We start from the raw sequence: 25,392 nt of genomic DNA, 5'->3' as shown, positions 1-25,392 counted from the left end.
ATGATTTCTTTAAAAGATGTAATGGATGCCAGAGAACGAATTAGTGAGATTGCATATGAAACGCCGATCCTGCAATCAGAACAACTATCAAAACTATGTGGAAATCAACTTTATATGAAATCCGAGCATTTACAAAAGACAGGGTCATTTAAAATTCGGGGAGCGAGTAATAAAGTCATCCACGCAATTGAAAATGGTGCGAAGTATGTAACAACTGCTTCGTCCGGCAATCATGGACAAGCCGTTGCCTATGTTGCAAATAAATATGGGGTTCCCGTTACGATTGTCGTGCCTGAAAATGTGAGTATGTGTAAAGTGAACGCAATTCAGGCTTACAATGGAAAGATTGAAAAGTGCGGGACCACTTCCGGAGAAAGATTGCCAAGAGCACAGGAGATTGCAGTTCAGGAAAGCGGAGTATACATCCCTCCTTACGATGACCCATTTGTTATGGCAGGACAAGGAACGGTCGGCTTGGAAATCTTGGAACAGGCGGAGAATGTCGATGTAATCATCGTCCCGGTGGGCGGTGGGGGACTACTATCAGGAATTTTGACTGCAGTAAAAGAATCGAATCCGAAAGTTAAAGTAATTGGTGTAGAGCCTGAACTTGCCAATGATACATATCTTTCATTACAAAACAAAAGAATCACCACAATTCCAGCGACCTCTACCATTGCAGATGGATTAAGAACCAACCAGCCAGGTGACCTGACTTTCCCTGTACTGATGAAGTATTTAGATGATCTTGTCCTTGTCAGTGAGGAAGAAATCCGCCAAGCCTTCAGTTTCGTCTTAGAGCGTACAAAACAATTCATCGAACCTTCAAGTGCCACAACAATTGCAGCTGCATTATTCAACAAACTGAACTTCGAAGGGAAAAATGTAGTTACTGTGATCTCCGGCGGAAACGTCGACTTGGATAGCGTTCATCAATTGATTGTAAGCACGACAGAGTGACTAAGTGGCGTTAATTCTTTTAAAGGATTAGCGCCATTTTACAAATGGGATCGTTTAGTGGAAATAGATAAAAGAAGCGATTCTACCAGGAGGAATATTGAATGAGTCCTGTAGAACTTATTGAAATCACCATATGGGGTACGATACTAACTATTTTCTTAGTTGTGTTGTGGATTGTATTTCGTAGGAATAAGAGAATGGTTGTTGCTGTGACTATTTGTTCAGTCCTTCTCTTCTCATTATTTTTTGCTTTAAAACCTGTTTATATTAAAAAGCAACATACTAAGAGATATACGATATTAGTCGATTATTTAAATGAACGATATCCTGACTATGAGTTTCAGGTAACACCAAAGGAGCTCGAGAATGGTTACATGCCCTATCACTATCAAGTCATGGCTAATGGTTACCAATCTCGCACTGAGATTTTCCAAGTAGATCGAGACGGTACTGTTAGATTTACGTCTATTTCTACCAAGGAATACGGTAATCAGGACGAACTTAATGATCTAATTTTAAATAGGGTCTATGATCAACCGTTTGAGTATTTAGATAGTAAAGAGGAAATAGAAGAAATCTTACGTCATGAAGAAGAAGATTTTTTAGTACGACTGATGCGTGTAAACGGAAAGGTCATACTCTATAACTACCTTAAAATGGATGATGGCCAATACTTTTTAGAACAGGGAAATAGGTCGGACAATAATAACAAATTTATTACTATGAATGTTTCACTAAAACATGACGAAAATTATTTTGTCTTAGCAACGTTACCTGGATTTAAGAAAGAGGAGTGGGAAAAAGATAAGAAAACTGTTCCGGAAATTGAATTTAAAGATAAAACTCCAGCTATATATGTAGTTCCAAACTAAAGCCCTCAGTTTTTACTTCGTTGATAAATTAATCAGTTCATTCGTTAACGTTTCTCCACTAATTGCTTGAATTTATAAGTGGTCATGTAGGTAACTCGTTTTTGAAAAGAGGTTGATTCTAATTAAATCTAAAGCAGATTATCCTTTTATCTATCTCCTAATAGAACATAATTTAGTTTTTGTATATCGCATTGAATCTCCACAATACATAACTATTTCGAATTTGAGTGACGGGAGTAAGTTGGAGGCTTTTGAACTTGTAAATGATGATTTCCAAACCTTTAACGTTCAGGGAAGGCAATCCGTTGAAGGAAGGGGTTTTTTCTTAAATCAGGAGGACATGGTGAAATTGGCGGATGAAATAAATAAACATATTCAAAAATTTCGTACTGGATATCAATTAGGACCGGTTCATATTGTAACATCGGAATCAGCTGCCGGTTCATTAAGGGTAAGTCTTCCGAGGCCGAAGTGTGTAATCGGTTTCCCCGACTCCTTTTCGATTGGGCCTTTGTGGAAGCTGGACGAAAAGGTTGGCCAAAGTAATCGCAAAGAATGGTTATTTGAACATATCAATGACGAGTCAGAGGAATACGAATATGAAAATAAATATGTTAACACATTGCGCGAAATTGAGGATATTCCACATGATGTACCTATTTATGTGTGGTATGGCGATAATCCTGATGAACAAACAGGTATGCGTTTTTTCCTTTACCTGTTACGAGAGAAGACAAATGAAATCTTTCTCATTAACTCCACTGTTGAAGGGAAACAACTGTTCCATACTGCCCAATTGGATTCCGATATCGTGAGGCAAATTTTCGACGGGAATAAAGAGAACAAGGCATTAACCAATCATGAGCGTATTCATCTCCAAAAGGAATGGGAGCAGCTATCGCAAACTCAAGAATTTTTACGAATATGGGTAGACGGAGAAATTAGGGGTGTACAAGAAAATTATTACGATCCGTTGATCATTGAAACGATAAAAAGTCTTCACTTCCAACAAGAAACAAAAGACTTTATCAAGACGGCGGATGTCGTTGTAGATATCTTCACAAGGATGAATTCTTATTTAGATCTTTTCTTTTTAGAATATCGAATCAGGGAATTAGTGTATAGTGGGGTGCTTGAATTAAAAGGTATCCCAAAATCAATGAGACATTATAGTGTCAAACTAAAGTGATCTGAAAAACACAATAGCAAGTACAACGAACAGGAGGTTGATCCTTAAAGGATTAATTTCCTTTTTTGTAGAATATCTTAACTAAGGGAAGTCATTGGAGACTAAATGAAGGGGACGTGAAGGAATGAATACCAAGACTAAATCGACAGTTTCTACAGGCATTACATTCGGTTCAGCTTTAGCTATTGCTATTTCTTGGAGTGTACACAAGTCTATTCTTTGGGCTTGTATTCATGGATTATTTAGCTGGCTATATGTAATTTATTATGCGCTGACACGTTAACTTATTTATTTCGCAACTTAGATGTACAAAAAGGTATTTGTTGAACTAACAGGGGGTTTGATTCATTAGGTTTAAGCCCATATTTAGATGGAGTTACTTTAGGATGTTAAATGTGGGTTTTGATATTGGGAATCAAATTATTTCCCATTTCACCAAATATCTGTTATCCTAAGAGAGAATTATTTTTGTTCTTTTTTCAGATTAAAAATGGATTTTGTTTTTCGTCTAAAGTATTTGAGCAAGGATAGTAACACATTATGCGGAGATTCGCATATAGGAGGCAACAATAATGGAACAAGGTACAGTAAAGTGGTTTAATGCAGAAAAAGGTTTTGGATTCATCGAGCGTGAAGCAGGAGAAGACGTATTCGTACATTTCTCAGCAATTCAAGGCGAAGGTTTCAAATCTTTAGACGAAGGTCAAAGTGTAACATTTGAAATTGAAGAAGGACAACGTGGCCTACAAGCTACAAACGTTCAAAAAGCTTAATAATAGCTGAGAAAAGACCCTATGTAGGGTCTTTTTTTGTGGTTAATTTCAATAATCATTAGAGCAGCCGATTATAAAAAGGATAAATTGTTGCCCTTCTCTGGTTTACTTCGTACAGATCCACATCGTTTTTATGAAATTAAAATGAATACGATAAAGTAAGTTATGTGTTTAAAAGAACTTTAATATAATCGGATAGACACTGTGGGCTTAGTTTTAAGAACTGAGCTTTTTTAGTACAAAAAGCACCGCGATAAAATGCGGTGCTGAAAGGATCTTACTGCTTCTTCATATCCTCAATGACGAGGTGCTTTCCCGTAAATGGATGAATAAACTCCAATTTAAAAGCATGGAGTCTGTATCCATCGGGCTGTGCTGGACCACCGTAAAGTGTGTCCCCGATAATGGGATGTCCGATATGGGACATGTGCACGCGAATCTGATGGGTCCTTCCGGTTTCCAACGTCACGTGGACAATTGTTGAATCCTTTAATACCTTTATTTTACGAAAATGAGTAATTGCGTTCTGCCCGCTCGGTGAAACCCGTCTTCTCGTGGGGTGATGCCGATCTCGGCCAATGGCTGCATTTACCGTACCCTCATCCTTTTTTAGCTGACCTTTCACTTCGGCTTCATATGTACGGACAATTTTCTTTTCCTCTAACATCCTGTCGAAAACTCCTTTAGCAATCGGATGCTTCGCAATAAGCAAAAGACCGCTTGTGCCGGAGTCAAGACGATGGGCATGTTCCGCATATTCTCCGCCGTAATTCTTGATATAAGCCATAACTTCATTCATAGCTGTCCCTGTCTCGTTAGGAGCATTCGGATGTGTCGGCATTCCTTTCGGTTTAGAGACAACCAGACAGTGTTCATCTTCAAATATAATAGTTAGTTTGCATTCCTCTTCGGGTATATAGCTTGAAGAAGCATCCGGCAAGTGGAAGGTGAGTTCAGTTCCGGGAGGAAGGGGTTCATTCCAACGGAGTGGTTCTCCGGAAAGATTGGTAATGCTTTTAGCCATTCGCATCTCATGTATAGCTTTTCGGCTGACCATCCATTTTTCACGGAGCAGTTGCTCAATGGTCATTGATTCGTTTAACTTATACGTCCATTTTTCGAACACTGCAGATCCCTCCAAAAAAAGGATCATGTTTCGCAACATGATCCCGCTTTACCATTATTTTAATACAACTTCATCGAAGAATAGTTTAATATTTTCGTCCGGCACCGCTCCGACTGTGCGATTCACTTCTTTCCCGCCTTCAAAGTGGATCATTGTTGGAGTTGACTGGATCCCGTATTGCTGCCAGCCTTGTTGGAATTCATCCAAGTTATATTGGACGATATCCACACCCATATCATCTGCAATGGGCATTAGGCGAGGAGTCATTTCCTTACAGTGTGGGCAAGTCGGGCTAAAGAAATAAGCTGTAACCGGCTCACCGCTTGCGATTTTTTCTTCAAGCTCGTCCGGTAAAATGATGTTCTGATAGTTCGGATCATCCAACTGGTCGATTGTCGGTTGTGTTAAATCAGTTGTTCCGTAAGGGTTGTTACCTGAAACTTTCATTTTATTTGATTGATTGTTCAATACAATGATCAGGGCAAAAATTGCGATGATGACACCGCCGATGATTAAAAGTTTTTTCATATCAATTCTCCTTTTGCCACTTAAGCATCAAGAAGCTCAAAACGGCAATGATAATAAATGCTGTTAACGCAAGGAATGGAATCGTGATAAAACCGAAATAATTAATGTATTCACCTGTACATGGTACTCGTCCACAAGCTGGAGCAGATTCTGATAAGAAGTCAAACTTCTGTATACCATAATGGTAAAGGGAAATACAGCCGCCTATGATCGAGAACGTAGCAGTAGTTACCGCAATTTTTGTGTTTTTTTGTATGTAAGCAACGGTCAAGATGAGTACAAGCGGATACATAAGGATTCGCTGATACCAGCACAGTACACAGGGTTCATAGTCTCTAATTTCCGAGAAGTACAGTGAACCGGCAGTTGCAACGACGGCAACCGTCCACATGGCGAGCAGCGCATTTTCCATTTTTTTATTCATATGCTTCTCCTTAGGATATTCAATCTCTTTTCAAATTATAGTTGATAGGGAAGAGTCACGTAAAACATTTCATCTTAGAAAAAGGTTTGAATTTGAAGTTTTTGTGAAAGGGTTGACACAGATGTCAGAGGAATTCGATTTGTCGTTTTTTGAGAAGAGTATGGTCATTCGTGAGATGAAGGAAGAGGATATCAAAGCGATTTTAGATATGCAGGAGATTTGTTTCCCAGGAATGACACCTTGGAAGAAAGACCAGCTATACAGCCATCTTTCCATTTTTCCGGAAGGTCAATTTGTAGCAGAGTTGGATGGTGAAATTATTGGATCCTGTTCCAGTCTCATTATAAATTTTGACGAATATGACGACCGTCATACTTGGGACGATGTGACCAATGAAGGGTATATTACGAACCATAATCCGGATGGATACAATTTGTACGGAATTGAAGTAATGGTCCACCCCGAATATAGAAGAATGAAGGTTGGTCACCGTCTATATGAGGCAAGGAAAGAGCTTGCCCGGGAAATGAACCTGAAATCCATCATAATTGGCGGGCGGATTCCGAATTATCATAAACACGCAAAAGAAATGAGCCCTCGTGAATATGTGGATGCTGTTTCAAGACATAAGATTTACGATCCGGTTTTATCGTTCCAGCTGATGAATGACTTTACACTCATGCGGATCAATCCGAACTACTTGCCGGATGATAAGGCATCTGGTAAATACGCAACGTTAATGGAATGGAATAATGTCGATTATGCTCCGGTGACGAAGCGACACTTCAAAACAAGTCACCCTGTAAGAATCTGTGTCGTCCAATATATGATGAGGAAAATAAATTCTTTCGAGGAATTGGCGCATCAATGCGAGTATTTTGTGGATGTTGCAGCGGATAATCATTCAGACTTTGTGGTGTTCCCTGAAATTTTCACAACCCAATTGATGTCCTTTATGAATGAACTATCCCCAAGCAAGGCGGTTCAAAAGATGACTGTCTTTACGCCAGAGTATATCGAGATGTTTACAGACTTGGCTGTCCGTTACAATGTCAATATTATTGGCGGATCGCACTTCGTGGAAGAGGAAGATGAAATCTATAACATCGCTTATTTATTCCGACGGGATGGCTCCATCGGCAAACAATATAAAATCCATATTACGCCGAATGAGCGAAAATGGTGGGGAATCAGTGCAGGAGATAAAGTGAAAGTGTTCGATACGGATTGCGGGAAAATTGCTATTCAAATCTGTTATGATGTGGAGTTTCCGGAGCTCGCTCGGATTGCAACGGATATGGGAGCGAATATTCTATTCGTACCGTTCTGTACTGAAGATCGACAAGGGTATTTGCGCGTTCGTTATTGTGCACAAGCAAGAGCCATTGAGAACCAGATCTATACCGTCATTTCCGGTACGGTCGGAAACTTACCGCAAACGGAAAATATGGATATTCAATACGCTAAGAGTGGAATTTTCAGCCCATCCGATTTTGAATTCCCTCGCGATGGTATTGTGGGGGAAACCGAAGCTAACGTGGAAATGGTACTGATCGGCGATGTGGATTTAGAGACATTGAGAAGAAAGCGCCAAGGCGGAACTGTGAAACAATTGAAGGACCGCAGGCAAGATGTATATCGGATTTCGTATTTGAAATGAATGAGGTAGCCGCTTCTGAAAAATGGAGCGGCTTTTTATATGGGGGTGAGTTTTAAGGGACTACTAAGTGCAACTGACTGGGGTTTACAACCAAAGCGTGGAAGTGTACAACAATTCGGGAGAAGTGTACAACTAAAACTTCGAAGTCTACAACAATTTTGATGAAGTGTACAACAAAGCGATCTGAGTGTACAACATGAAGTAAACTGTGCAAATTCTGAGCCCCATTTCCTAACAAGTTGTCGGTTTACAACAAACGTGTGGAAGTGTACAACAATTCGGGAGAAGTGTACAACTAAAACTTCGAAGTCTACAACAATGTTGAGGAAGTGTACAACAAAGCGTTCGCAGTGTGCAACATGAAGTAAACTGTGCAAATTCCGCTCCCATTCTCAGAAGTTGTTGATTTACAACCAAAGCGTGGAAGTGTACAACGATTCGGGAGAAGTGTACAACTAAAACTTCGAAGTCTACAACAATGGTGTGGAAGTATACAACAAAGGACTCCAAGTCTACAACAAAATAAAAATCAGTTTGTTTTCCCATCAAGAAAGAGCTTAGCAGTGCATTTTAAGTAGGAAAAGCATCTCAATGTTGGTAAAATGATGGCATGAGGAGGCGTTTGAATGAGCTATTTGGATTCATTAAAAAAATGGCAGGCATTTGATGGCCTGGAGAAGCAATGGAAAGAGGATTTACAGCTTCTTATGGCAGATGAAAAACGGGCAGAAGATGCTTTTTATAAAAATCTTGAGTTCGGTACTGGTGGAATGCGCGGAGAAATCGGTGCAGGTACGAACCGGATGAATACATATACAGTGCGGAAGGCTTCAAAAGGTGTGGCGGATTATGTTCGTGAAGCTGGAAAGGAAGCGATGGAACGCGGGATTGTCATAGCACATGATAGCCGCCGAAATTCGCCGGAGTTTGCGTTGGAAGCAGCGAAAACTTTTGCTGCTAATGGTGTGAAAGCTTATATATACGATGGCCCCCGGACAACGCCACAGCTTTCATTCACTATCCGACAGCTAAGTGCATACATGGGAATTGTAGTAACAGCGAGCCATAACCCGCCGGAATACAATGGATATAAAGTATATGGGGAAGATGGAGCACAGCTCAATTTGGAAGATGCTGATGCAGTCATCCGCTATGTGAATGACGCAGGGGACGAATTATCCCTGAAAGAAGGCGATGAAAAATCGTTGCGTGATTCAGGAATGATCGTCACAATCGGAGAAAACTTGGATCAGGCATACTTAACAGCTTTAAAAACAGTTCAATGTCATTCTGACTTATTGGCATCTACCGACTTGAAGGCAATCTTCACACCGCTCCATGGTGCTTCAGGCGATACGATAAGGCGCCTGTTTAAAGAAATCGCCTATGATCACATCCAATATGTTGAAGAGCAAATGAAGCCAGATGGAGAATTCCCGACTGTTTCTTCCCCCAACCCGGAAGAGGCTTCTGCTTTTGAGTATGCAATCAGACAAGGGAAAGAATCTGGAGCAGAATTGTTAGTGGCGGCGGATCCAGATGGGGACCGAGTAGGTGTAGCTGTTCTACATGATGGTGACTACCGCTTACTGTCAGGTAACCAAACGGGTGCAATCCTACTCGAATATTTACTGACACAGCGAAAAGAACGTGGGGACATGCCATCTAACGGTCGTGTGTTTAAGACAATTGTCACTTCGGACCTTGGTAAAGTAATCGCTGAATATCATGGAGCATCGACAGAAGATGTTCTCACAGGGTTCAAATTCATAGGAGAAAAGATTAAGCAATACGAAGAGACGGGCGAATACCAATTCCTCTTTGGTTACGAGGAAAGCTATGGCTATTTGATCAAAGATTTTGCGCGGGACAAAGATGCAATACAATCGGTTTTGGCTATTGTGGAAGCGGCGGCCTTCTACAAAACAGCGGGTAAAACATTAGTGGACGTTCTTCATGAGTTATACGAACAACACGGCTGGTATCGTGAAGGGTTAGTATCTGTTACAAAAAAAGGGGTAGCAGGGGCAGCAGCTATAAAAGGTTCCTTAGAAAAACTCCGGCAAGAACCATTAAAGGAAATCGGTGGAATCAGTGTCGAGACACAAGAAGATTATTCGAAGCAAGAGCGGAGCTATACAAATGGTCGTTCGGCTGAAACACTTAAACTTCCGAAATCAAATGTTATAAAGTATTTCCTAACTGACGGATCATGGGTTTGTGTCCGACCAAGCGGTACGGAACCAAAGATTAAATACTATTTCAGTGTTAAAGGTTCGACTGATGGAGAAAGTGAAGAAAAATTATATCGTTTAAAAGAAGACTTCACAGATAAAATGGAAAAACTATTTTAATACAAAAAAGGTCCCGCTCAATAGAGCTGGGACCCTTTTCTTATCTTTTTTTAACTGGACGCTTTTTTGCTTCCTTCGTTAACTGTTTCCATTTGTTCCGTTCAGCACGTTGGGCGGCAGCATCCGTTTTTCGCTCGATGAACGCTAATTCTTTCTTCAGCTTTAAGTAGCTGTTATAGCGGTCTTCTGCCAATGTACCATCTGCCAAAGCCTGTTGGACTGCACAGCCTGGCTCATTTCCATGTTCACAGTCTCTGAACCGGCAACGGTCGGCGATTTCGTCAACATCCTTAAATCCGACGTCAAGACTTTCACTATTGTCCCACAGCTGGAATTCCCTCATCCCAGGTGTGTCGATCATAAGTCCGCCAAATGGCAGTTTGATCAGTTCCCGATGAGTTGTCGTATGGCGCCCTTTGGCATCATCTTCACGGATGTTCTGAACAGCCATTACCTCGATTCCTGATAACGCATTGGTCAATGATGATTTTCCAACACCGGAAGAACCAAGCAAGGCCGCTGTTTTTCCACCTGTGAGCATTTTTTGAAGGTCGTCAATTCCTTCCCCCGTTACACTGCTGACGGCATAAATCGGAACGCCAAATGCAATGCTTTCGGCTTCTTCAATGTAAGGGAGCGGATCTTCACAGACGTCTTTCTTCGTTAATACAATAACCGGGCTCGCACCTGAGTCATAAGCAGCCAGCAAGTATCGTTCAAGCCTTCGCACATTGAAATCCTGATTAAGAGACGTCACTAAAAATATAATGTCAACATTTACGGCAACAATTTGTTCTGCTGTTGTAGTACCTGCTACTTTCCTGGAAAAGAGGGAAGTACGAGGCAATATGGAATGAATAATCCCTTTATCTTCTCCTGCCATCTTCTCAATGGCTACCCAGTCCCCGACAGCCGGATAATCCCGGCGTTCAGCCGCGGCGTGCTGGAAAGCACCTGAGCAAGTTGCCAACCATTCACCTGATTCGGTTATGACACGGTACATATGTTTATGTTCTAATATCACCCGTCCAGGGATACAGTTTTCAAATTTATCGTTCGTTTGGAGTTCATCCCATTTGGTGCTCCAATTTTCATTCCAGCCAAATTCATTCATGTTTGTCAAAGTTAAATCCTCCTGTTTTATGCATATAAAAAACCGTGCTGCGGATCGGCAGTCACGGTTTTCTCACGCACAACAGAAGAGACCTGTCTTGACTAAAAGTGAAGACACGTGTGGTGAAGGCACATAGACTTTCCAATCCGCATTTTTACAATTGAAATCTGCTGTTTGTTTGCCATAATGCCTCACCTCTCTTTTCTTAGTTGATATTAACATATCACCCCGTTCAATCTCCGTCAATGGGCAAAAGAAATAAAAAAAGTTTGTCTAAATCCTCAATGGGTAATAAACACATAGATAAACCTTTAGGAGGTAATGTATATGAATTTAAAATACTGGAAATTAGGTGCTTCTGCTCTTTTAGCAGCCGGATTATTAGCAGGATGCGGAGAAGATCCAGATGATGACGTAGATGTAGATGTCGATCAGCCGGAAGAAGAAGTTCCGGTTGAAGATGAAGGTGAAGATACCGACGTAAATGTCGATACAGATGATTCAACAGAAACAGATACAGAAGATTCAACAGAAACTGATACGGAAGATTCAACGGACACGAATACGGATGATTCATCCGGCACTGATACAAAAGATGACTCCACGGACACTACGGAAGACGGTTCTGATTCATCTAACTGATCGACAAAAAAAGAGTGGGGCGCAAATCGCCTCACTCTTTTCAATTTACTCTTCTATGAAGGTTCGAACTATTTCACCACCGGCTGCTTGGATCCGGGTTTTGGCAGTTTCTTTCATTGTACTTTTCACCATTTGGCCACCCTGAAATTCTAATAGTTCACCGGATTTCGTTGTGAAGATCACCTTATCAATTGTAACTGTGCCATTAACGTTTCGAGCTTCCTCCTCGAACTTCGAGAAATCAGACCACGCATAATCCGTTGCAGCTAAAGTAAAAGGGCCGCTCATTACGAATTCATCTTTAGTGATATAGTAATAATCACGAAGTGATAATAAGATTCCAGCCGTTGAAAAAACAAATAGCACGATCGCTAAAACCCATTTTAAAACTGGCTTTTTTACAAAAGCCATGACTATAAATAAAAGCGAAAGTAAAATCAGGCCCGCCCCACCGGTCAAGATAGACCAAGCAGATGTACCGATACCATCATTTCGAAGTGTAATGAATCCTGCTTTTAAAGGATAGAAAATAGCCGCTGGTGCAATGAATGCCATTATTAAAGAAATAACGGCGAGTGAAAGAATAATCCCCTTTTTTTGATCATAGATTCCCTGCATTAGAATCCCCCTTGTTCTCTATAAATTAAAGGTGCGGTTCTATATGTACGAGCACCGTTGAAAAAGGTTTCGCTTTGGAAATTTTTCTTTCTATTTCCTCTGTTATCCTGTGACTTTGGAACACATTTAAAGCTGGGTCTACTGTAACAGTCAAATCGATAAACACCATATTCCCGTGGGTTCTTCCTTTAATATCTTTTAGCAGGATGACCCCTTCAACATTCTGTACGAGGTGGGATAATGTCTCGACTTCATCGATGCTGAAACCATCTGACAGCGTATAGACAGCCTCCTTAAAAATCCCTGCAGCAGTATAAATAATGAGTACCCCTATCAGTAGAGCGGTAATGGAATCGATAATCGGAAACCCGAAAATCGCACCAGTAATTCCGATGGCTGTGCCAAAACTAACTAAAGCATCAGATCGGTTATCGAAGGCAGCAGCCCGAACAGCAGAACTTTTAATCCGTTTTGCCAGCCGTAAGTTATAACGATATACAACATACATCACTAACGCACTTCCGGCAGCAACTACTCCTGTCAGAATGGAGGGTTCAACGGTACGGCCTTCACCGATATTTTGAACAGCATTTATTAAAACTTGGATTCCTACAACTGCCATGACGAATGAGGCGATTAGAGAAGCGATCGTTTCAGCACGCAAGTGTCCATAATGATGATTCTGGTCAGGCGGTTTTTGAGAAATGCGGAGTCCGATCAGTACTGCCACGGACGCAATGATATCTGTCGTATTATTTAGTCCATCGGCTTTCAAGGCTTCAGATGAACCGATAATCCCAACGGATAATTTTACAGCACTCAACAATAAGTAGGTGATGATGCTGAGCCATGCTCCCTTTTCGCCTTCTTTTAAATTCGAGTATAGTTCCATACTTTGAAACCTCCGCTCTGTTGCGTGAGAAAAGAAAAGAATCTGCAAAAATCCAGCGGGACAGCAAGCGGTTAACATCTCCTAATGAGTGGAGTGAGTGGGTCGCTTGCCCGCAGAATGCGAGCAGATTCTTTTCCGTTCTATAAATTCTAAAGGGAACCTGCAATCTGATTATATTATAGTGCAGGCTGTTCCTCTATATATTCAATTTCCTCTTCTGGAATTTTAACGACTTCCAAATAGAGTATGTGATGGCCTTCCATATCTTTAACCATAAATTCAAAGCCTTGTTCAATTATTTTTTCGCCTTTAACTGCATCGAACCGTTTTGTCATGAACCAACCGCCAATTGTATCAATGTCTTCTTCATCAATCTCAATACCTAACGTATCGTTAACATTATCAATCAGCATTTTTGCATCAAATATATAGTGACCTTCTCCGATTTTCTGGATTTCAGGTACTTCATCAATATCAAACTCATCTTGGATATCACCAACGATTTCCTCAATGATGTCCTCGATTGTGAGTAAACCTGAAGTTCCACCGTATTCATCCATTATAACCGCCATGTGGATCCGCTCCCTTTGGAACTTCAATAAGAGGTCCCCTACAGGAATCGTCTCAATGACTCGGATAATAGGTTGAACGTAATCAGAGACAGGGCGATTTCCGTTATCAAGATCTTTAATGTACGCAGTTAAGAGATGCTTCATGTTTACAAGTCCTATAATATGGTCCTTGTCTCCATCCGTTACAGGGTATCGTGTATATTGTTCAACACCCATCACTTCAAAGACTTCATGAAGAGTCATATCTTTTTCGATCGTCATCATTTCGGTACGAGGCACCATGATTTCTTTAGCGATCCGATCGTCGAATTCAAAAATTTTATTCACATATTTGTACTCTGCCTGGTTAATTTCCCCGCCTTTAAGACTGTCCGATAAAATCATCCGTAATTCTTCTTCAGAGTGGGCAACTTCAGATTCAGAAACTGTTTCCAATCCGAATACCCTTGAGGCTAAGAAGCGGGCAGATCCATTCATCCCATGGATAACCGGATACATGATCTTATCGAAGATTACGAGCGGTTTAGCTACTGCCAATGTAATGGCCTCCGCTTTTTGAATGGCAAACGTCTTGGGGGTTAATTCTCCGACAACTACATGTAGGAATGTTACAAGTGAAAATGCAATGATAAAAGAAAGAATGGTGTTTACCGATTCTGGTAAATCAAAGTAAACGAACAACGGATGTAATATCTTTTCAATGGTCGATTCACCCAACCAACCTAATCCTAATGCGGTAATCGTTATACCAAGCTGGCAGGCAGAAAGATATTCATCCAGATTGGAAACGACTTTTTTGGCTGTTATAGCTCGTCTATTTCCTTCGGCAACTAACTGGTCGATCCTTGTGGTTCTAACTTTAACAATTGCAAATTCACTGGCAACAAAGAATGCAGTGAGCGCGATTAAGACAGCAAATGCTGTCAATCGTATGGGTATGGCTAAGTCCAAATAATCCCTTTGCTCCTAACCCGAATGAGGGTTGAAACAAAGTGTACACCTCCTGTGGCGATAAAATAGTTATTTAACATAATGATAAATTATCCATAGTGGAATATCAAATGTAAACTCCATGTAAAGAATCCCTATAGAACCTTTCGATGGACAGTGAAATATGTGTATGATACATATACGAATAATCATTTTTAGGAAGGTGAAAGATGCTTGGAAAATAGTAAGAAATACAAAGAAATAATTACGGCTTCCACTAAATTAGGGCTCACTTCTTTTGGTGGTCCTACTGCACATTTAGGATACTTCCGTGAGGAATATGTGAACAAAAGAAAATGGCTGGATGATAAATTATATGCAGATTTAGTCGCCCTTTGCCAATTCTTGCCCGGTCCGGCGAGTTCACAAGTCGGAATTGCAATCGGATTGCTCCGAGGGGGACTCTTAGGAGGCATACTTTCCTGGATTGGCTTTACTCTACCATCCGTACTTCTGCTCATGGGATTTGCATGGCTGATTACGACAGTAGGTTCGTTTGACAGTGGTTGGCTTTCAGGTCTTAAAATCGTTGCCGTAGCAGTCGTAGCACACGCACTGCTTGGCATGGGGAAGTCATTGACCCCTGATCGCCCGAGAATAACGATCGCTTTCTTGGCAGCTGCTCTAACTTTGCTTATACCGACCGCTTTAGGTCAAATCTTCATCATTGTCGGTTCAGGAATCATCGGCTACTTCATGTATAAAAAAGACAAAACGCCTGATTCTATACATATTCCGATAAAAATCGGAAAAAGGGCCGGGATTGTAGCTTGGATTCTATTTTTTGCACTTTTGGTTCTTACGCCTTTATTCCGTCCTTTCTTCAGTTCCACCTTATATTCGATCTTTGATATTTTTTACCGGATCGGATCGATTGTTTTCGGTGGAGGACATGTCGTACTTCCTATGTTGGAACGGGAAGTTGTCCCTTCTGGCTGGATGAGTGCGGATGCTTTCATCACAGGATACGGAGCGGCGCAAGCGGTACCAGGACCGCTATTTACTCTTGCCAGTTACTTAGGGCAAATCATGGCCGATGTTCCAGGAGCAATCATTGCCACGATCGCCATGTTCCTACCGTCATTTTTACTGGTCATTGGAACTTTGCCGTTTTGGTCTGTTATCCGAACAAAATCAGCAGTGCAGGCTTCACTTAAAGGTGTTAATGCTGCAGTAGTCGGAATATTGCTTGCCGCATTGTATGATCCGGTTTTTGTAAGTGCTATTCAAGATCATTATGATTTCATCATCGCATTGATCGCTTTTGGATTACTTTCATATTACAAATTAGCTCCTTGGATCGTCGTTGTCATAACCGCAGTCCTTGGCGCAGCAGTTCATTATTTAATATAAATCAGGTCTTCCTCTTCGTTTTGAAGTTGGAAGACTTTTTTAATGGATAATTCGTTTGAAACAGGGAATTTTACAGAGAAATGGATGGAAAATAGGACATTCACCGCAGTTTGTTGAGATTATAGGTCGGGTAAAAGGGAATATCGCATTTTATGCAACTTACATGGACGATAAGGAGTTTGTTTTATGAATTTACTATCCTTGCTCAAAGCGATCGGGATACAACCACACCCGGCACATGAACAAATTGAAATAAAAACATTATGTACAAATTCTTCAACGGCATGTGAAGACTCTCTATTTGTTGCCATTACCGGTTATGAAAAAGATGGCCATGAATTTATAGATGATGCCGTCCGATTAGGAGCGACTGCCATAATTGGCGAGAAAGAAATGGTTGAAGAGAGAATCCCATATTATCAGGTCAACAACAGCAGACTGGCGCTTTCGGCCTTAGCAAGTGAATTTTACGGCAATCCTACAAGAGGGAAAATTGTAATTGGCGTTACAGGAACGAATGGAAAGACGACTACTTCGTTTATGATTCGGCACATTTTGGAACAAAGCGGATTGAAGTGTGCTCTTTTTGGGAGTGTCTATACCATTGTCAACGGTGAAATCACGCCAGCACCTGCCAATACAACACCTGATGCTCTGGAATTCAACAAGCAAATGGAACATAGCCAAGATGATGTAGTCATTATGGAAGTATCGTCTCATGGGATTGCCCAGCATCGGATTGCTGGACTTGAATTTGATATGTGCTTGTTTACAAACCTGGATCAGGAACATCTGGATTACCATAAGACAATGGATAACTACTTCAATATTAAGGCATCCCTATTTAATCAGTTGAAGGAAGAGGGAATAGCTATCATCTTATCCTCCGATACATGGGGAGAAAAGCTGGTAGAACATGTTCGAAGCCTTGGCAGAAAAGTGGTCCGTGTCGACGGAGTAAACCCTGACTACTATATAGGCAAATACGAAATACAGACGGCAAGCGACAGTTATTTGGATCTGTACCGTCTAAAGACAGGAATGTTCGGTCGCCATAATATCGAAAATGCGGGCATGGCATTTGCGGCAGTATGTGAATTAGGAATTTCGAAAGAAGCAGCAGAGGAAGCACTTTCAAACTTCAAGAACGTTCCGGGCAGATTTGAACTATTCGATCATCCAAAACAGGCTGTTGTCGTAGTGGATTATGCTCATACCGCAGGAGCATTTGAGCATATACTACAAACGGCAAGAGAAATGGGAGCGAAACGTATTTTCCATGTCTTCGGGTTTAGAGGTAATCGAGATCCGGAAAAGAGAGAATACATGGTGGAAGTTTCTGTGAAATATAGTGACCGTTCTATTCTTACTTTTGACGATTTAAATAAAGTATCTCCAGAAGCGATGGAAAAAGTTTTAACAGAGCTGAATAAGTACGAGGAAACTCTGGTCATTCCGGATCGAACGATTGCGGTGCAAACAGCATGGGAACAGTTGCAAGAAGGGGATTGGCTTATTATTACAGGAAAGGGTCATGAGCTTTACAAAGACCGATATGTATATGCAGCAGAGTCGGATATTCAGCTTATTCAATTTCTGCAAAATGAGGAAAATGTAAGTCAAAGGGTAAGTGAAAATAATTCCTATCTGTCGAAAAACAAATTATTTTTAGAAAAGTGTTGACTTTATAAAAACTGTTTTGGTAGGCTTTATATATTACAAAAATTATGAAAAGGAGGTATGGAACATGTTGAAACAAATTGTAATGAAAAAAGAACTAATCACTGTAAGTGACAATTTTATATTTCCATACCTACCATTAGGCTTGAACTAATTTATTGCATACTTTGGTACGGTATTTTTCCGTACCTTTTCGGAGCACGCGCATCCCAAAAGGAGCGTGTGCTTTTTTGTGTTCTTTTATTTCCAAAATTTGGTGTCCGGAGGAAACTCTTTCACATATAAAAAAACATAAAAAGGAGTGCTGAAGATGATGAATCAGCAAAAGCAACTATTAATCAAGGAATCGCTTGAAGGCGGATAGTGAAATCCCAAAAAAAGAGAGAGAGAAAGAAGGTAATCGTTTATGTTTTCGGTTTTATTTAAATTAAAATGGTTTTTTGCAGAGAATTGGAAAAGGTATACAATCGCTGTTGCCCTATTAATGGTAGCGAATGTATTCGAAGTCATACCTCCATGGCTGGTTGGGGCATCAATTGACTCAATTGCTCAAGGGACTTTGACCCGTGAACTATTATGGACGTTCATCGGGATCTTGACTGTAACATTAGTTGTGAACTACATCATTACGTATATATGGCAATACCAGTTGTTCGGTGGGGCATATGTAATCGAAAAGAAACTTCGAGGAAGATTGATGAAGCACTTCCTACGGATGACGCCGTCATTCTACGAACGAAACCGGACGGGCGACCTGATGGCGCGTTCGACAAATGATTTGCGCGCTGTATCGGAAACGGCAGGCTTTGGAATTCTGACGCTTATCGATTCGACACTGTATATGTTGACAATCTTACTTACGATGGGATTCTTAGTGTCGTGGAAATTGACTCTTGCTGCATTGCTTCCACTGCCGATTTTGGCCATTATTATGCAAATCTTAGGAAAACGGATCCACGAACGGTATATGAGTGCACAAGATGCATTCGGTGATTTGAATGACCGTGTGTTAGAAGCAGTTGAAGGAGTCCGTGTAATCCGTGCCTACGTACAGGAACGTCCATCTGAACGTCAGTTCGATGACATGACGGAAGACGTGTATAAGAAGAACATGGAAGTTGAAAAAATCGATGCCCTGTTCAACCCGATCACGAAAGTGTTAACAGGCCTAAGTTATATGATTGGTCTCGGATATGGAGCGTACTTAGTGTCGCAACATGAAATGACTGTTGGTGAACTGGTATCATTCAATGTCTATTTAGGGATGATTGTCTGGCCGATGTTTGCTATTGGAGAACTCATTAATGTCATGCAACGAGGAAATGCTTCTTTGGATCGTGTCATGGAAACGTTGAACTACGAAGAGGATGTAAAAGATCCATCCAAACCCGTTGTCGTTAGCCAACCGGATTCAATCGAATTTAGGGATGTCCGATTCCAATACCCTCAGTCTCAATCCATTAACTTGGACGATGTAAATGTCCACTTAGGACGTGGGCAAACGTTAGGGATTGTCGGAAAGACGGGAAGCGGAAAGACGACTTTCGTCAAACAGCTACTCCGTGAATATCCTGCTGGTGAGGGAGACATCACATTTACGAATGTGTCCATAACCGAGCAAACGAAAGATCAGGTACGGAACTGGATCGGATATGTTCCACAGGACCATGTATTGTTTTCGAGAACAGTAAGAGAAAATATATTGTTCGGGGCACCGGATGCTACAGATGAAGACATTGCTGATGCAATCCGCCTATCCCACTTCCAAAAGGATTTAGAAATGCTTCCGTTAGGTCTGGAAACACTGGTCGGAGAAAAGGGCGTTTCATTATCCGGAGGGCAAAAACAACGTATTTCAATAGCACGTGCGTTAATTAAAAACCCTGAAATTCTAATTTTGGATGATTCTCTGTCTGCGGTTGATGCGAAGACGGAATCTAAAATCATTGAGAATATCCAGAACGAACGTAAAGGGAAAACAACCATTATTACAACTCACCGTCTATCCGCAATCCAACATGCAGACTGGATAATTGTATTCGATGACGGGAAAGTTGTTGAAGAAGGTACACATGAGATGCTGCTGAAGCGGAAAGGCTGGTACAAAGAGCAATATGACCGCCAGCAGATCGAGGAGGTGTAATCATGGGTACAGGAAAACGTTTAGTGGGCTATGCCCTTCAATATAAGAAATTATTATTCACAGGTTTAGGAATGTTAGCGATTGCTGTCGGAGCTGACTTAGCAGGACCATTTGTAGCCAAGAAAATCATCGACAACCATATCGTTGGTGCAGAAGGCACAGATATACAATTCGGCCCTATTGCTGCACTATTAGCGATATTCTTCGGTTTGGCAATCGTTACAGCGATATTCCGCTACACTGAATACTTATTGCTACAAAAAGCATCAAACCGGATCATCCAAAAAATGCGGAACGATGTATATGGGCATATTCAAACGCTGCCCATCCGTTATTTTGATAATTTGCCGGCTGGAAAGGTCGTTGCAAGAATTACAAATGACACAGAAGCAATTCGAGAACTGTATGTAACGGTATTATCTCAATTTGCGACTAGTGCGATGTATATTACAGGTATTTACGTAGCGTTATTCTTATTGGATCCAACTATGGGTGCGATCGCATTATTCATCGTTCCAATCCTAATAGTGTGGGTGATTGGTTACAGAAAGTATGCATCGAAATACAATCATGTCATCCGTGAGAAAAATAGCGAAATGAATGCCATGATCAATGAATCCATTACAGGGATGACGATCATTCAGGCATTCCGCCGCGAGAAACAGATGGATGATGAATTCGAGCAACTGAATGGGAAACATTACAATTACCAAAACAAGTTGCTTAAACTGGACGCGTATACGTCTGGAAACCTTGTTGGTGTGTTACGCTCCATTACATTCGTGTTGTTCATCGCCTATTTTGGTGGGTCATTTTTATCTGGAATTGAAGTGGTGTCCGTAGGTGCTCTTTATGCATTTGTCGATTACATTCAGCGGATGTTCAATCCGGTTTCCGGAATCGTTAACCAACTTTCTAAGTTGGAAAGGGCATTGGTTGCGGCAGAAAGGGTATTTGACCTGTTGGATCAGCCGGGCGAGCCTGTAAGTGACGATAAGGTTGCACGATACCGCGGAAATGTCCGCTTTGAAAATGTATGGTTTGCTTATAAGGAAGAAGAGTATGTATTGAAAGACATCAACTTTGAAGCGAAGCAAGGTGAGACAATCGCTTTAGTCGGTCATACTGGGTCCGGTAAGAGTTCTATCATGAACTTACTTTTCAGGTTCTATGATGTGACAAAGGGTGCCATTAGTATTGATGGTCAAAACATCAATGATCTATCACGTCAGACAGTACGTGACCATATGGGTATTGTCCTGCAAGATCCTTACTTGTTTACGGGAACCATCGAATCGAACGTAAGCTTAGGAGACCCGCGTATTTCCCGGGAAATTGTCGAAAAAGCGTTGGAAGCGGTCGGTGGGGACAGAGTCCTGAAGAACCTTTCAAAAGGACTGGATGAACCTGTCATTGAAAAGGGGAGCACATTGTCCTCCGGGCAGCGTCAGCTCATTTCATTCGCCCGTGCATTAGCATTCGACCCGGCCATTCTAATTTTGGATGAGGCTACATCCAATATCGATTCAGAAACGGAAGAAATCATCCAGCATGCGATGGATGTATTGAAAAAAGGGCGGACGACTTTCATCATCGCACATAGACTATCCACGATTAAAAATGCGGATAAAATCTTGGTGCTTGACCGTGGGAAAATCGTTGAGGCTGGCAATCATGATGAGTTGCTTGCTACAGGAGGCATCTATGAACAGATGTATCGTTTACAATCGGGAAAGTCTAAATCGCAAGTGAGTTAATAAAAGGGAGGATTTCCTCCCTTTTTGTTTGCTCTAATTCTACTTTCATTTTAAACGTATAGTTTTACCGGAATTCAGCAATCTAATGGTGAAGTACGTTAAAAGAGGAGGTTAGAGTATGACATACAAAAACAATCCAAAGCCGGATGACCGTTCGGACAACGTAGAGAAATTGCAAGATGCGGTTCAGAATACTATTGGAAATATCCATGAAGCTGAAGAAACGATGAAGTTATCAAATGAAAAAGACCAGCAGGATATCCAAAATAAGAACGAACGCCGTCGTGAAGCTATTGAAGGTATGCGTGAGGAAATTAAAGACGAATCCGCAGCACGTCAAGATGGTTATCAATTTTAATCAGCGAGACTGTCCTTTGAGGGGGCGGTCTTTTTTAAATAGAGGGAATTTGAATGCAATCGTTGATATAGCTGTAAAATCGTTGATATAGTCAAAAATCGTTGATATCTATTAATTAGAGGATTCTTTTGAGATGTAATGATAATGTGGAGCTATTCTAAGTTGAACTGCACCCCAATTGTTAGACACATTTAACAATTGGAGGTGCTTTTTTATTTTCATCAATCGTACACATGAAACAGCATTAATTCATGGATCATCTTCTTGAGTTCGTCTTCATTAGGTGGCGTAGGTCCAGTCCACGTGATAGACCCATCCTTTTGATACTCGCCGCTAAATGGCTGTTGTTTATAATAGAAAGAAAATGTCCAGCCAGGTAATTGTTTATTTTCATACATTGGCTTGAAACTGAAGTGATGAAGCATTCCGTCGTCCCCCTTGTACTCATAGGAGCCTCTTCCTTCGCATATTCATATATAAAACCGCCGAAGGAGTGCTCAGTTGTTTGTCGAAAATCTGAAACAGGCCATTGAAGATGAATATCGGGCTTATTATTTCTACAAAAGCATGCTCCAATTAACGAACGATCCCTATTGGCAGTCGTTTATCAAACATGCTTTAGAAGATGAGAAAAGCCATTATGAAATGTTCCAGCAACTCTATTATATGATGACAGGAAGCTTTGTACAAAATCCTAAGAAACCAGTACCCGCCTATAATCTAAAAGATGCTGCAAAGCGATCGATCGTCGATGAACTGGATGCAGTCGATACATATAAAGAAATGTTGTTGACAATCCCAATTCAACAAGCTTATAATCCACTATTCATCGCTATGCAGGATGAATTGGAACATGCCATCCGTTTTTCGACTATGTATAACGCTTTATAGTAAAGGTCTCACTATTTCTATCATTTTCGACTCTCTGTTATAATGAGGAAAGTGAAAATGTGGAAAGGTGAGGCTTTTGAATTCTTTTATATTGATTCTATTTATGGCCGTTGTGGGTGCACTGATCGGAGGTTTAACAAACCATTTGGCGATTAAGATGCTGTTCAGGCCACATGGTGTGAAATATATCGGTTCTTGGAGAGTACCTTTTACACCGGGGTTAATTCCAAAAAGACGGGATGAATTGGCAAAGCAGTTTGGCAGGACGGTCGTAGAGCATTTGCTGACACCTGAAACTTTCCGCAAAAAGCTATTTACACCCGATATGCTTGAAAAAATAAGAGGTTATATTCAAACGGCAATTGATCGGACTGTGTTTGGACAAAATAAGACATTGTCGGATTGGGTCGAGATGGCTGGTGTCCAGCAACTCGATCAAAAAGCTGAAGAGAAGCTAAGTGGGATCATAGATCAGCAGTTTGCAACGTTAAGGAGCAGGCTGGCTGAAAAGAGCATTCGCGAATTGACACCGATTGAGTGGCAAGAACAGGCTGACCAGAAGATTCCCCAAATAACACGTTACGTGTTAGAGCGGGGGGAGGCGTTCTTCGATTCTTTTGAAGGGCGAATGGTTATTAAGCGGTTGATCGATGATTTTCTCGAAAGTAAAGGTACCCTCGGAAATATGATTCATATGTTCTTCGGTGAATCACAAACACTCGTGGATAAAGCACAAAATGAAATCAAGAAGTTTTTACATTCTCCAGGAACATTTGAGCTCATCAATTCATTAGTTGTGAAGGAATGGGAAAAATTGAAGGACCGGCCAGTGGATGACTTAATCGGTGATTTCGATTTTGAACCAGCCCTCCAAGCGGTAAAGGATTATACGACACGAGAATTGAATATATCGGAACGCTTAAATCAGCCGCTGATTCATTACTGGCCAGCTGGCCCTGCGTGGACGAATGAACATCTGATTCCTATAGTGACGGAGATGGCCTTCCAAAAAGCAGAAGAGAAGCTCGAAGAGGCATTGCGAAGACTGAAGATTGAAGAGATGGTCAAAGAACAGGTCGATTCATTCCCCGTTGCCCGTCTGGAAGAATTGGTGCTCGGTATTTCAAAAAGGGAATTTAAAATGATTACAGTCCTGGGGGCATTACTTGGAGGATTAATCGGGATTGTCCAAGGAATCATTGCTTTGTTCCTCGGATAATTGAAAAGGAGAGAGTGACATGGTGAACATATACGATGACATTAATCGGTTAGAAGTATCATTTCGAAAGACTCCGGAATTTGCAGCTGTCCAGCAAGCAATCGGGGAAGTGAAGAAGGATCCGGAGGCTTTAGCCATTTTCCAGAATTTCAGGAAAATCCAATTATCACTTCAAGAACAACAAATGCAGGGTAAACAGATTTCCGGCGAGGAGCTGGAATATGCGCAAAAGACTGCACAGTTAGCTCAGCAAAACCCGAAAATTGCTGCCATGCTTCAAGCAGAGATGAATTTAAGCAAAATTATTGAAGAAATCAACCGGATCTTGATGAAGCCGGTCCAAGATCTATATACAGGAATGTAATTGCTATTAGTCATTATTGTAGACATCCAATTAACTTAATTGGATGTCTATTTTAGTGGAAATTATATAGGCGGGAACAAAATATTATACTATCGAGTTGAGCCTGAAAATTCCCTCTGTTTCTGTTTGATCCTTTTTACAAATTCTCGATCATCCCAAATAGCAGGATTGTTAATTTTTAGATTTTCTCCACGCACAAAGAAATCATAACTATCCTTTGCCCCCATATACCAATCCACGATGACTAACTTGCGGTTTTTATTCTGCACAAGAAACTCAGTAGGCTCACCAAATCCACCACCATTCTTGTGAACGTGTGCTGGCAATAGTAAGTAGAGATAATTTCCTTCCTCCTCATCCGCAAACTCCACCTCCCAGTCTACAACCTCAACATTTTGTACTGGATCATTAGAGTTGGCGTGCAAGTCGTATTGGGATTGTATTTTCTTTTGCATGTATTGTTTAAGATTATCGCTCTCGATGAATGTGTACAATTCAATATCAGAGCCGTTCCAGACGGCTTTATAATAGTCAGTCAGCGCTCTCGCACACATTTCATAAGCCATTTGAGAATCCTGGTCAGTAAGACCTTCATCATATTCAGCTAAATATTGTACAACATTCTGTTCCATGCTATTTGTCATTTCATTGGTAGTCGGAAAATCTTCACTGCTTTCCTCAAAGACTAAAGGTGTATCATTTGTTCTATTATGATTACACCCAACTAATACAAGTCCACTTACGATAAAAAGTTTCAAATATCTTTGTATAACATCAGCTCCCTTCCTTTAAGTCGATTATGATTTAACGGAAGTTACAAAAATTCATTAAATTCCTTACTATTTTTGCTTCAATCAATAAGGAATGTAATCCTTTAGAGTATTAAGGGATTTGAAATTGTTGATATGGTGTA

The 25,392-nt window shown here is 40.9% G+C and carries 24 protein-coding genes and 2 pseudogenes; 17 read left to right on the top strand and 9 right to left on the bottom strand.

The window, feature by feature from the left end; translation table 11 throughout:
- The 5 genes from ACFOZY_RS14270 to ACFOZY_RS14250 all read left to right on the top strand — a co-directional run bounded on the left by ACFOZY_RS14270 (nt 1) and on the right by ACFOZY_RS14250 (nt 3,794).
- Nucleotides 1-960 carry a threonine ammonia-lyase gene (locus tag ACFOZY_RS14270; protein ID WP_378156688.1) on the top strand — a complete coding sequence of 320 codons (960 nt, stop codon included), beginning with the start codon at nt 1-3 and terminating at the stop codon, nt 958-960.
- Nucleotides 961-1,061: 101 nt separating this feature from the next.
- On the top strand, nt 1,062-1,832 hold the full coding sequence (locus ACFOZY_RS14265; protein ID WP_378156686.1) for a hypothetical protein: 771 nt from the start codon (nt 1,062-1,064) through the stop codon (nt 1,830-1,832).
- A gap of 340 nt (nt 1,833-2,172) precedes the next feature.
- Entirely contained in the window at nt 2,173-3,021 is an 849-nt protein-coding gene (locus ACFOZY_RS14260) for a DUF1835 domain-containing protein (RefSeq protein ID WP_378156684.1), read from the top strand.
- Nucleotides 3,022-3,145: 124 nt separating this feature from the next.
- Nucleotides 3,146-3,304 carry a hypothetical protein gene (locus ACFOZY_RS14255; RefSeq protein WP_378156682.1) on the top strand — a complete coding sequence of 53 codons (159 nt, stop codon included), beginning with the start codon at nt 3,146-3,148 and terminating at the stop codon, nt 3,302-3,304.
- Between the two features lie 289 nt (nt 3,305-3,593).
- On the top strand, nt 3,594-3,794 hold the full coding sequence (locus ACFOZY_RS14250) for a cold-shock protein (protein WP_378156680.1): 201 nt from the start codon (nt 3,594-3,596) through the stop codon (nt 3,792-3,794).
- Between the two features lie 277 nt (nt 3,795-4,071).
- Here the strand turns inward: ACFOZY_RS14250 and ACFOZY_RS14245 are convergent, their stop codons facing one another.
- From ACFOZY_RS14245 to ACFOZY_RS14235, 3 genes are read right to left on the bottom strand one after another with little or no spacing between them, the layout of a single operon-like run.
- Nucleotides 4,072-4,920, bottom strand: coding sequence for an RluA family pseudouridine synthase (locus tag ACFOZY_RS14245; RefSeq protein ID WP_378156678.1), 849 nt, complete (start codon nt 4,918-4,920; stop codon nt 4,072-4,074).
- A 54-nt stretch (nt 4,921-4,974) separates the two neighbouring features.
- Entirely contained in the window at nt 4,975-5,448 is a 474-nt protein-coding gene (locus ACFOZY_RS14240) for a thioredoxin family protein (RefSeq protein WP_378156676.1), read from the bottom strand.
- A gap of 1 nt (nt 5,449) precedes the next feature.
- On the bottom strand, nt 5,450-5,872 hold the full coding sequence (locus tag ACFOZY_RS14235) for a disulfide oxidoreductase (RefSeq protein ID WP_378156674.1): 423 nt from the start codon (nt 5,870-5,872) through the stop codon (nt 5,450-5,452).
- A 103-nt stretch (nt 5,873-5,975) separates the two neighbouring features.
- On the opposite strand from ACFOZY_RS14235, the gene ACFOZY_RS14230 reads away from it, so the two are divergent.
- Nucleotides 5,976-7,532, top strand: a complete 1,557-nt coding sequence (locus tag ACFOZY_RS14230; RefSeq protein ID WP_378156672.1) for a GNAT family N-acetyltransferase — start codon at nt 5,976-5,978, stop codon at nt 7,530-7,532.
- 626 nt (nt 7,533-8,158) lie between these two features.
- Nucleotides 8,159-9,886: a phospho-sugar mutase gene (locus ACFOZY_RS14225; protein ID WP_378156670.1), complete on the top strand. Its 1,728-nt coding sequence runs from the start codon at nt 8,159-8,161 to the stop codon at nt 9,884-9,886.
- 40 nt (nt 9,887-9,926) lie between these two features.
- Here ACFOZY_RS14225 and rsgA read toward each other — a convergent pair whose 3' ends face one another.
- Nucleotides 9,927-11,000 (bottom strand): ribosome small subunit-dependent GTPase A, encoded by a 1,074-nt coding sequence (gene rsgA, locus ACFOZY_RS14220; protein ID WP_378156821.1) that lies wholly within the window; start codon nt 10,998-11,000, stop codon nt 9,927-9,929.
- A 327-nt stretch (nt 11,001-11,327) separates the two neighbouring features.
- On the opposite strand from rsgA, the gene ACFOZY_RS14215 reads away from it, so the two are divergent.
- On the top strand, nt 11,328-11,642 hold the full coding sequence (locus ACFOZY_RS14215) for a hypothetical protein (RefSeq protein ID WP_378156668.1): 315 nt from the start codon (nt 11,328-11,330) through the stop codon (nt 11,640-11,642).
- Nucleotides 11,643-11,687: 45 nt separating this feature from the next.
- Here ACFOZY_RS14215 and ACFOZY_RS14210 read toward each other — a convergent pair whose 3' ends face one another.
- The 3 genes from ACFOZY_RS14210 to ACFOZY_RS14200 all read right to left on the bottom strand — a co-directional run bounded on the left by ACFOZY_RS14210 (nt 11,688) and on the right by ACFOZY_RS14200 (nt 14,651).
- Nucleotides 11,688-12,260 (bottom strand): hypothetical protein, encoded by a 573-nt coding sequence (locus ACFOZY_RS14210; RefSeq protein WP_378156666.1) that lies wholly within the window; start codon nt 12,258-12,260, stop codon nt 11,688-11,690.
- 25 nt (nt 12,261-12,285) lie between these two features.
- A complete protein-coding gene (locus ACFOZY_RS14205) occupies nt 12,286-13,152 on the bottom strand; it encodes a cation diffusion facilitator family transporter (protein ID WP_378156663.1) in 867 nt (288 codons plus the stop codon).
- A 176-nt stretch (nt 13,153-13,328) separates the two neighbouring features.
- A complete protein-coding gene (locus ACFOZY_RS14200) occupies nt 13,329-14,651 on the bottom strand; it encodes a hemolysin family protein (protein WP_378156661.1) in 1,323 nt (440 codons plus the stop codon).
- Nucleotides 14,652-14,888: 237 nt separating this feature from the next.
- Between ACFOZY_RS14200 and chrA the strand changes: the two genes are divergently transcribed.
- From chrA to tlp, 6 genes and pseudogenes are all read left to right on the top strand, one after another.
- The gene (gene chrA, locus ACFOZY_RS14195) at nt 14,889-16,067 is read left to right on the top strand and encodes a chromate efflux transporter (RefSeq protein WP_378156659.1); all 1,179 of its coding nucleotides are present in this window, start codon (nt 14,889-14,891) and stop codon (nt 16,065-16,067) included.
- A 186-nt stretch (nt 16,068-16,253) separates the two neighbouring features.
- The gene (locus ACFOZY_RS14190) at nt 16,254-17,750 is read left to right on the top strand and encodes a UDP-N-acetylmuramoyl-L-alanyl-D-glutamate--2,6-diaminopimelate ligase (protein ID WP_378156657.1); all 1,497 of its coding nucleotides are present in this window, start codon (nt 16,254-16,256) and stop codon (nt 17,748-17,750) included.
- A 403-nt stretch (nt 17,751-18,153) separates the two neighbouring features.
- The gene (locus ACFOZY_RS14185; RefSeq protein ID WP_378156655.1) at nt 18,154-19,890 is read left to right on the top strand and encodes an ABC transporter ATP-binding protein; all 1,737 of its coding nucleotides are present in this window, start codon (nt 18,154-18,156) and stop codon (nt 19,888-19,890) included.
- A 2-nt stretch (nt 19,891-19,892) separates the two neighbouring features.
- A pseudogene (locus tag ACFOZY_RS16100) lies at nt 19,893-20,771 on the top strand (ABC transporter transmembrane domain-containing protein); the annotation flags it as partial.
- 129 nt (nt 20,772-20,900) lie between these two features.
- Nucleotides 20,901-21,647, top strand: a pseudogene (locus ACFOZY_RS16095) (ABC transporter ATP-binding protein); the annotation flags it as partial.
- 118 nt (nt 21,648-21,765) lie between these two features.
- A complete protein-coding gene (tlp, locus tag ACFOZY_RS14175) occupies nt 21,766-22,005 on the top strand; it encodes a small acid-soluble spore protein Tlp (RefSeq protein ID WP_378156650.1) in 240 nt (79 codons plus the stop codon).
- A 221-nt stretch (nt 22,006-22,226) separates the two neighbouring features.
- On the opposite strand, the gene ACFOZY_RS14170 is transcribed toward tlp, so the two are convergent.
- Nucleotides 22,227-22,430: a YheE family protein gene (locus tag ACFOZY_RS14170; protein ID WP_378156648.1), complete on the bottom strand. Its 204-nt coding sequence runs from the start codon at nt 22,428-22,430 to the stop codon at nt 22,227-22,229.
- Nucleotides 22,431-22,506: 76 nt separating this feature from the next.
- Between ACFOZY_RS14170 and ACFOZY_RS14165 the strand changes: the two genes are divergently transcribed.
- The 3 genes from ACFOZY_RS14165 to ACFOZY_RS14155 all read left to right on the top strand — a co-directional run bounded on the left by ACFOZY_RS14165 (nt 22,507) and on the right by ACFOZY_RS14155 (nt 24,479).
- Nucleotides 22,507-22,896, top strand: a complete 390-nt coding sequence (locus ACFOZY_RS14165; RefSeq protein ID WP_378156646.1) for a hypothetical protein — start codon at nt 22,507-22,509, stop codon at nt 22,894-22,896.
- A 91-nt stretch (nt 22,897-22,987) separates the two neighbouring features.
- Nucleotides 22,988-24,115, top strand: a complete 1,128-nt coding sequence (locus ACFOZY_RS14160; protein ID WP_378156644.1) for a DUF445 domain-containing protein — start codon at nt 22,988-22,990, stop codon at nt 24,113-24,115.
- A 19-nt stretch (nt 24,116-24,134) separates the two neighbouring features.
- The gene (locus tag ACFOZY_RS14155) at nt 24,135-24,479 is read left to right on the top strand and encodes a YlbF/YmcA family competence regulator (protein WP_378156642.1); all 345 of its coding nucleotides are present in this window, start codon (nt 24,135-24,137) and stop codon (nt 24,477-24,479) included.
- Between the two features lie 89 nt (nt 24,480-24,568).
- Here the strand turns inward: ACFOZY_RS14155 and ACFOZY_RS14150 are convergent, their stop codons facing one another.
- Nucleotides 24,569-25,123, bottom strand: a complete 555-nt coding sequence (locus ACFOZY_RS14150; protein ID WP_378156640.1) for a hypothetical protein — start codon at nt 25,121-25,123, stop codon at nt 24,569-24,571.
- Between the last annotated feature and the right edge of the window lie 269 nt (nt 25,124-25,392).

Origin of the sequence: Chungangia koreensis, assembly GCF_042651785.1 — a bacterium.
Lineage (GTDB): Bacteria > Bacillota > Bacilli > Bacillales_A > Planococcaceae > Chungangia > Chungangia koreensis.
The sequence above is the reverse complement of the archived record's forward strand: the minus strand, read 5'-3'. Positions and strand labels throughout refer to the sequence as shown.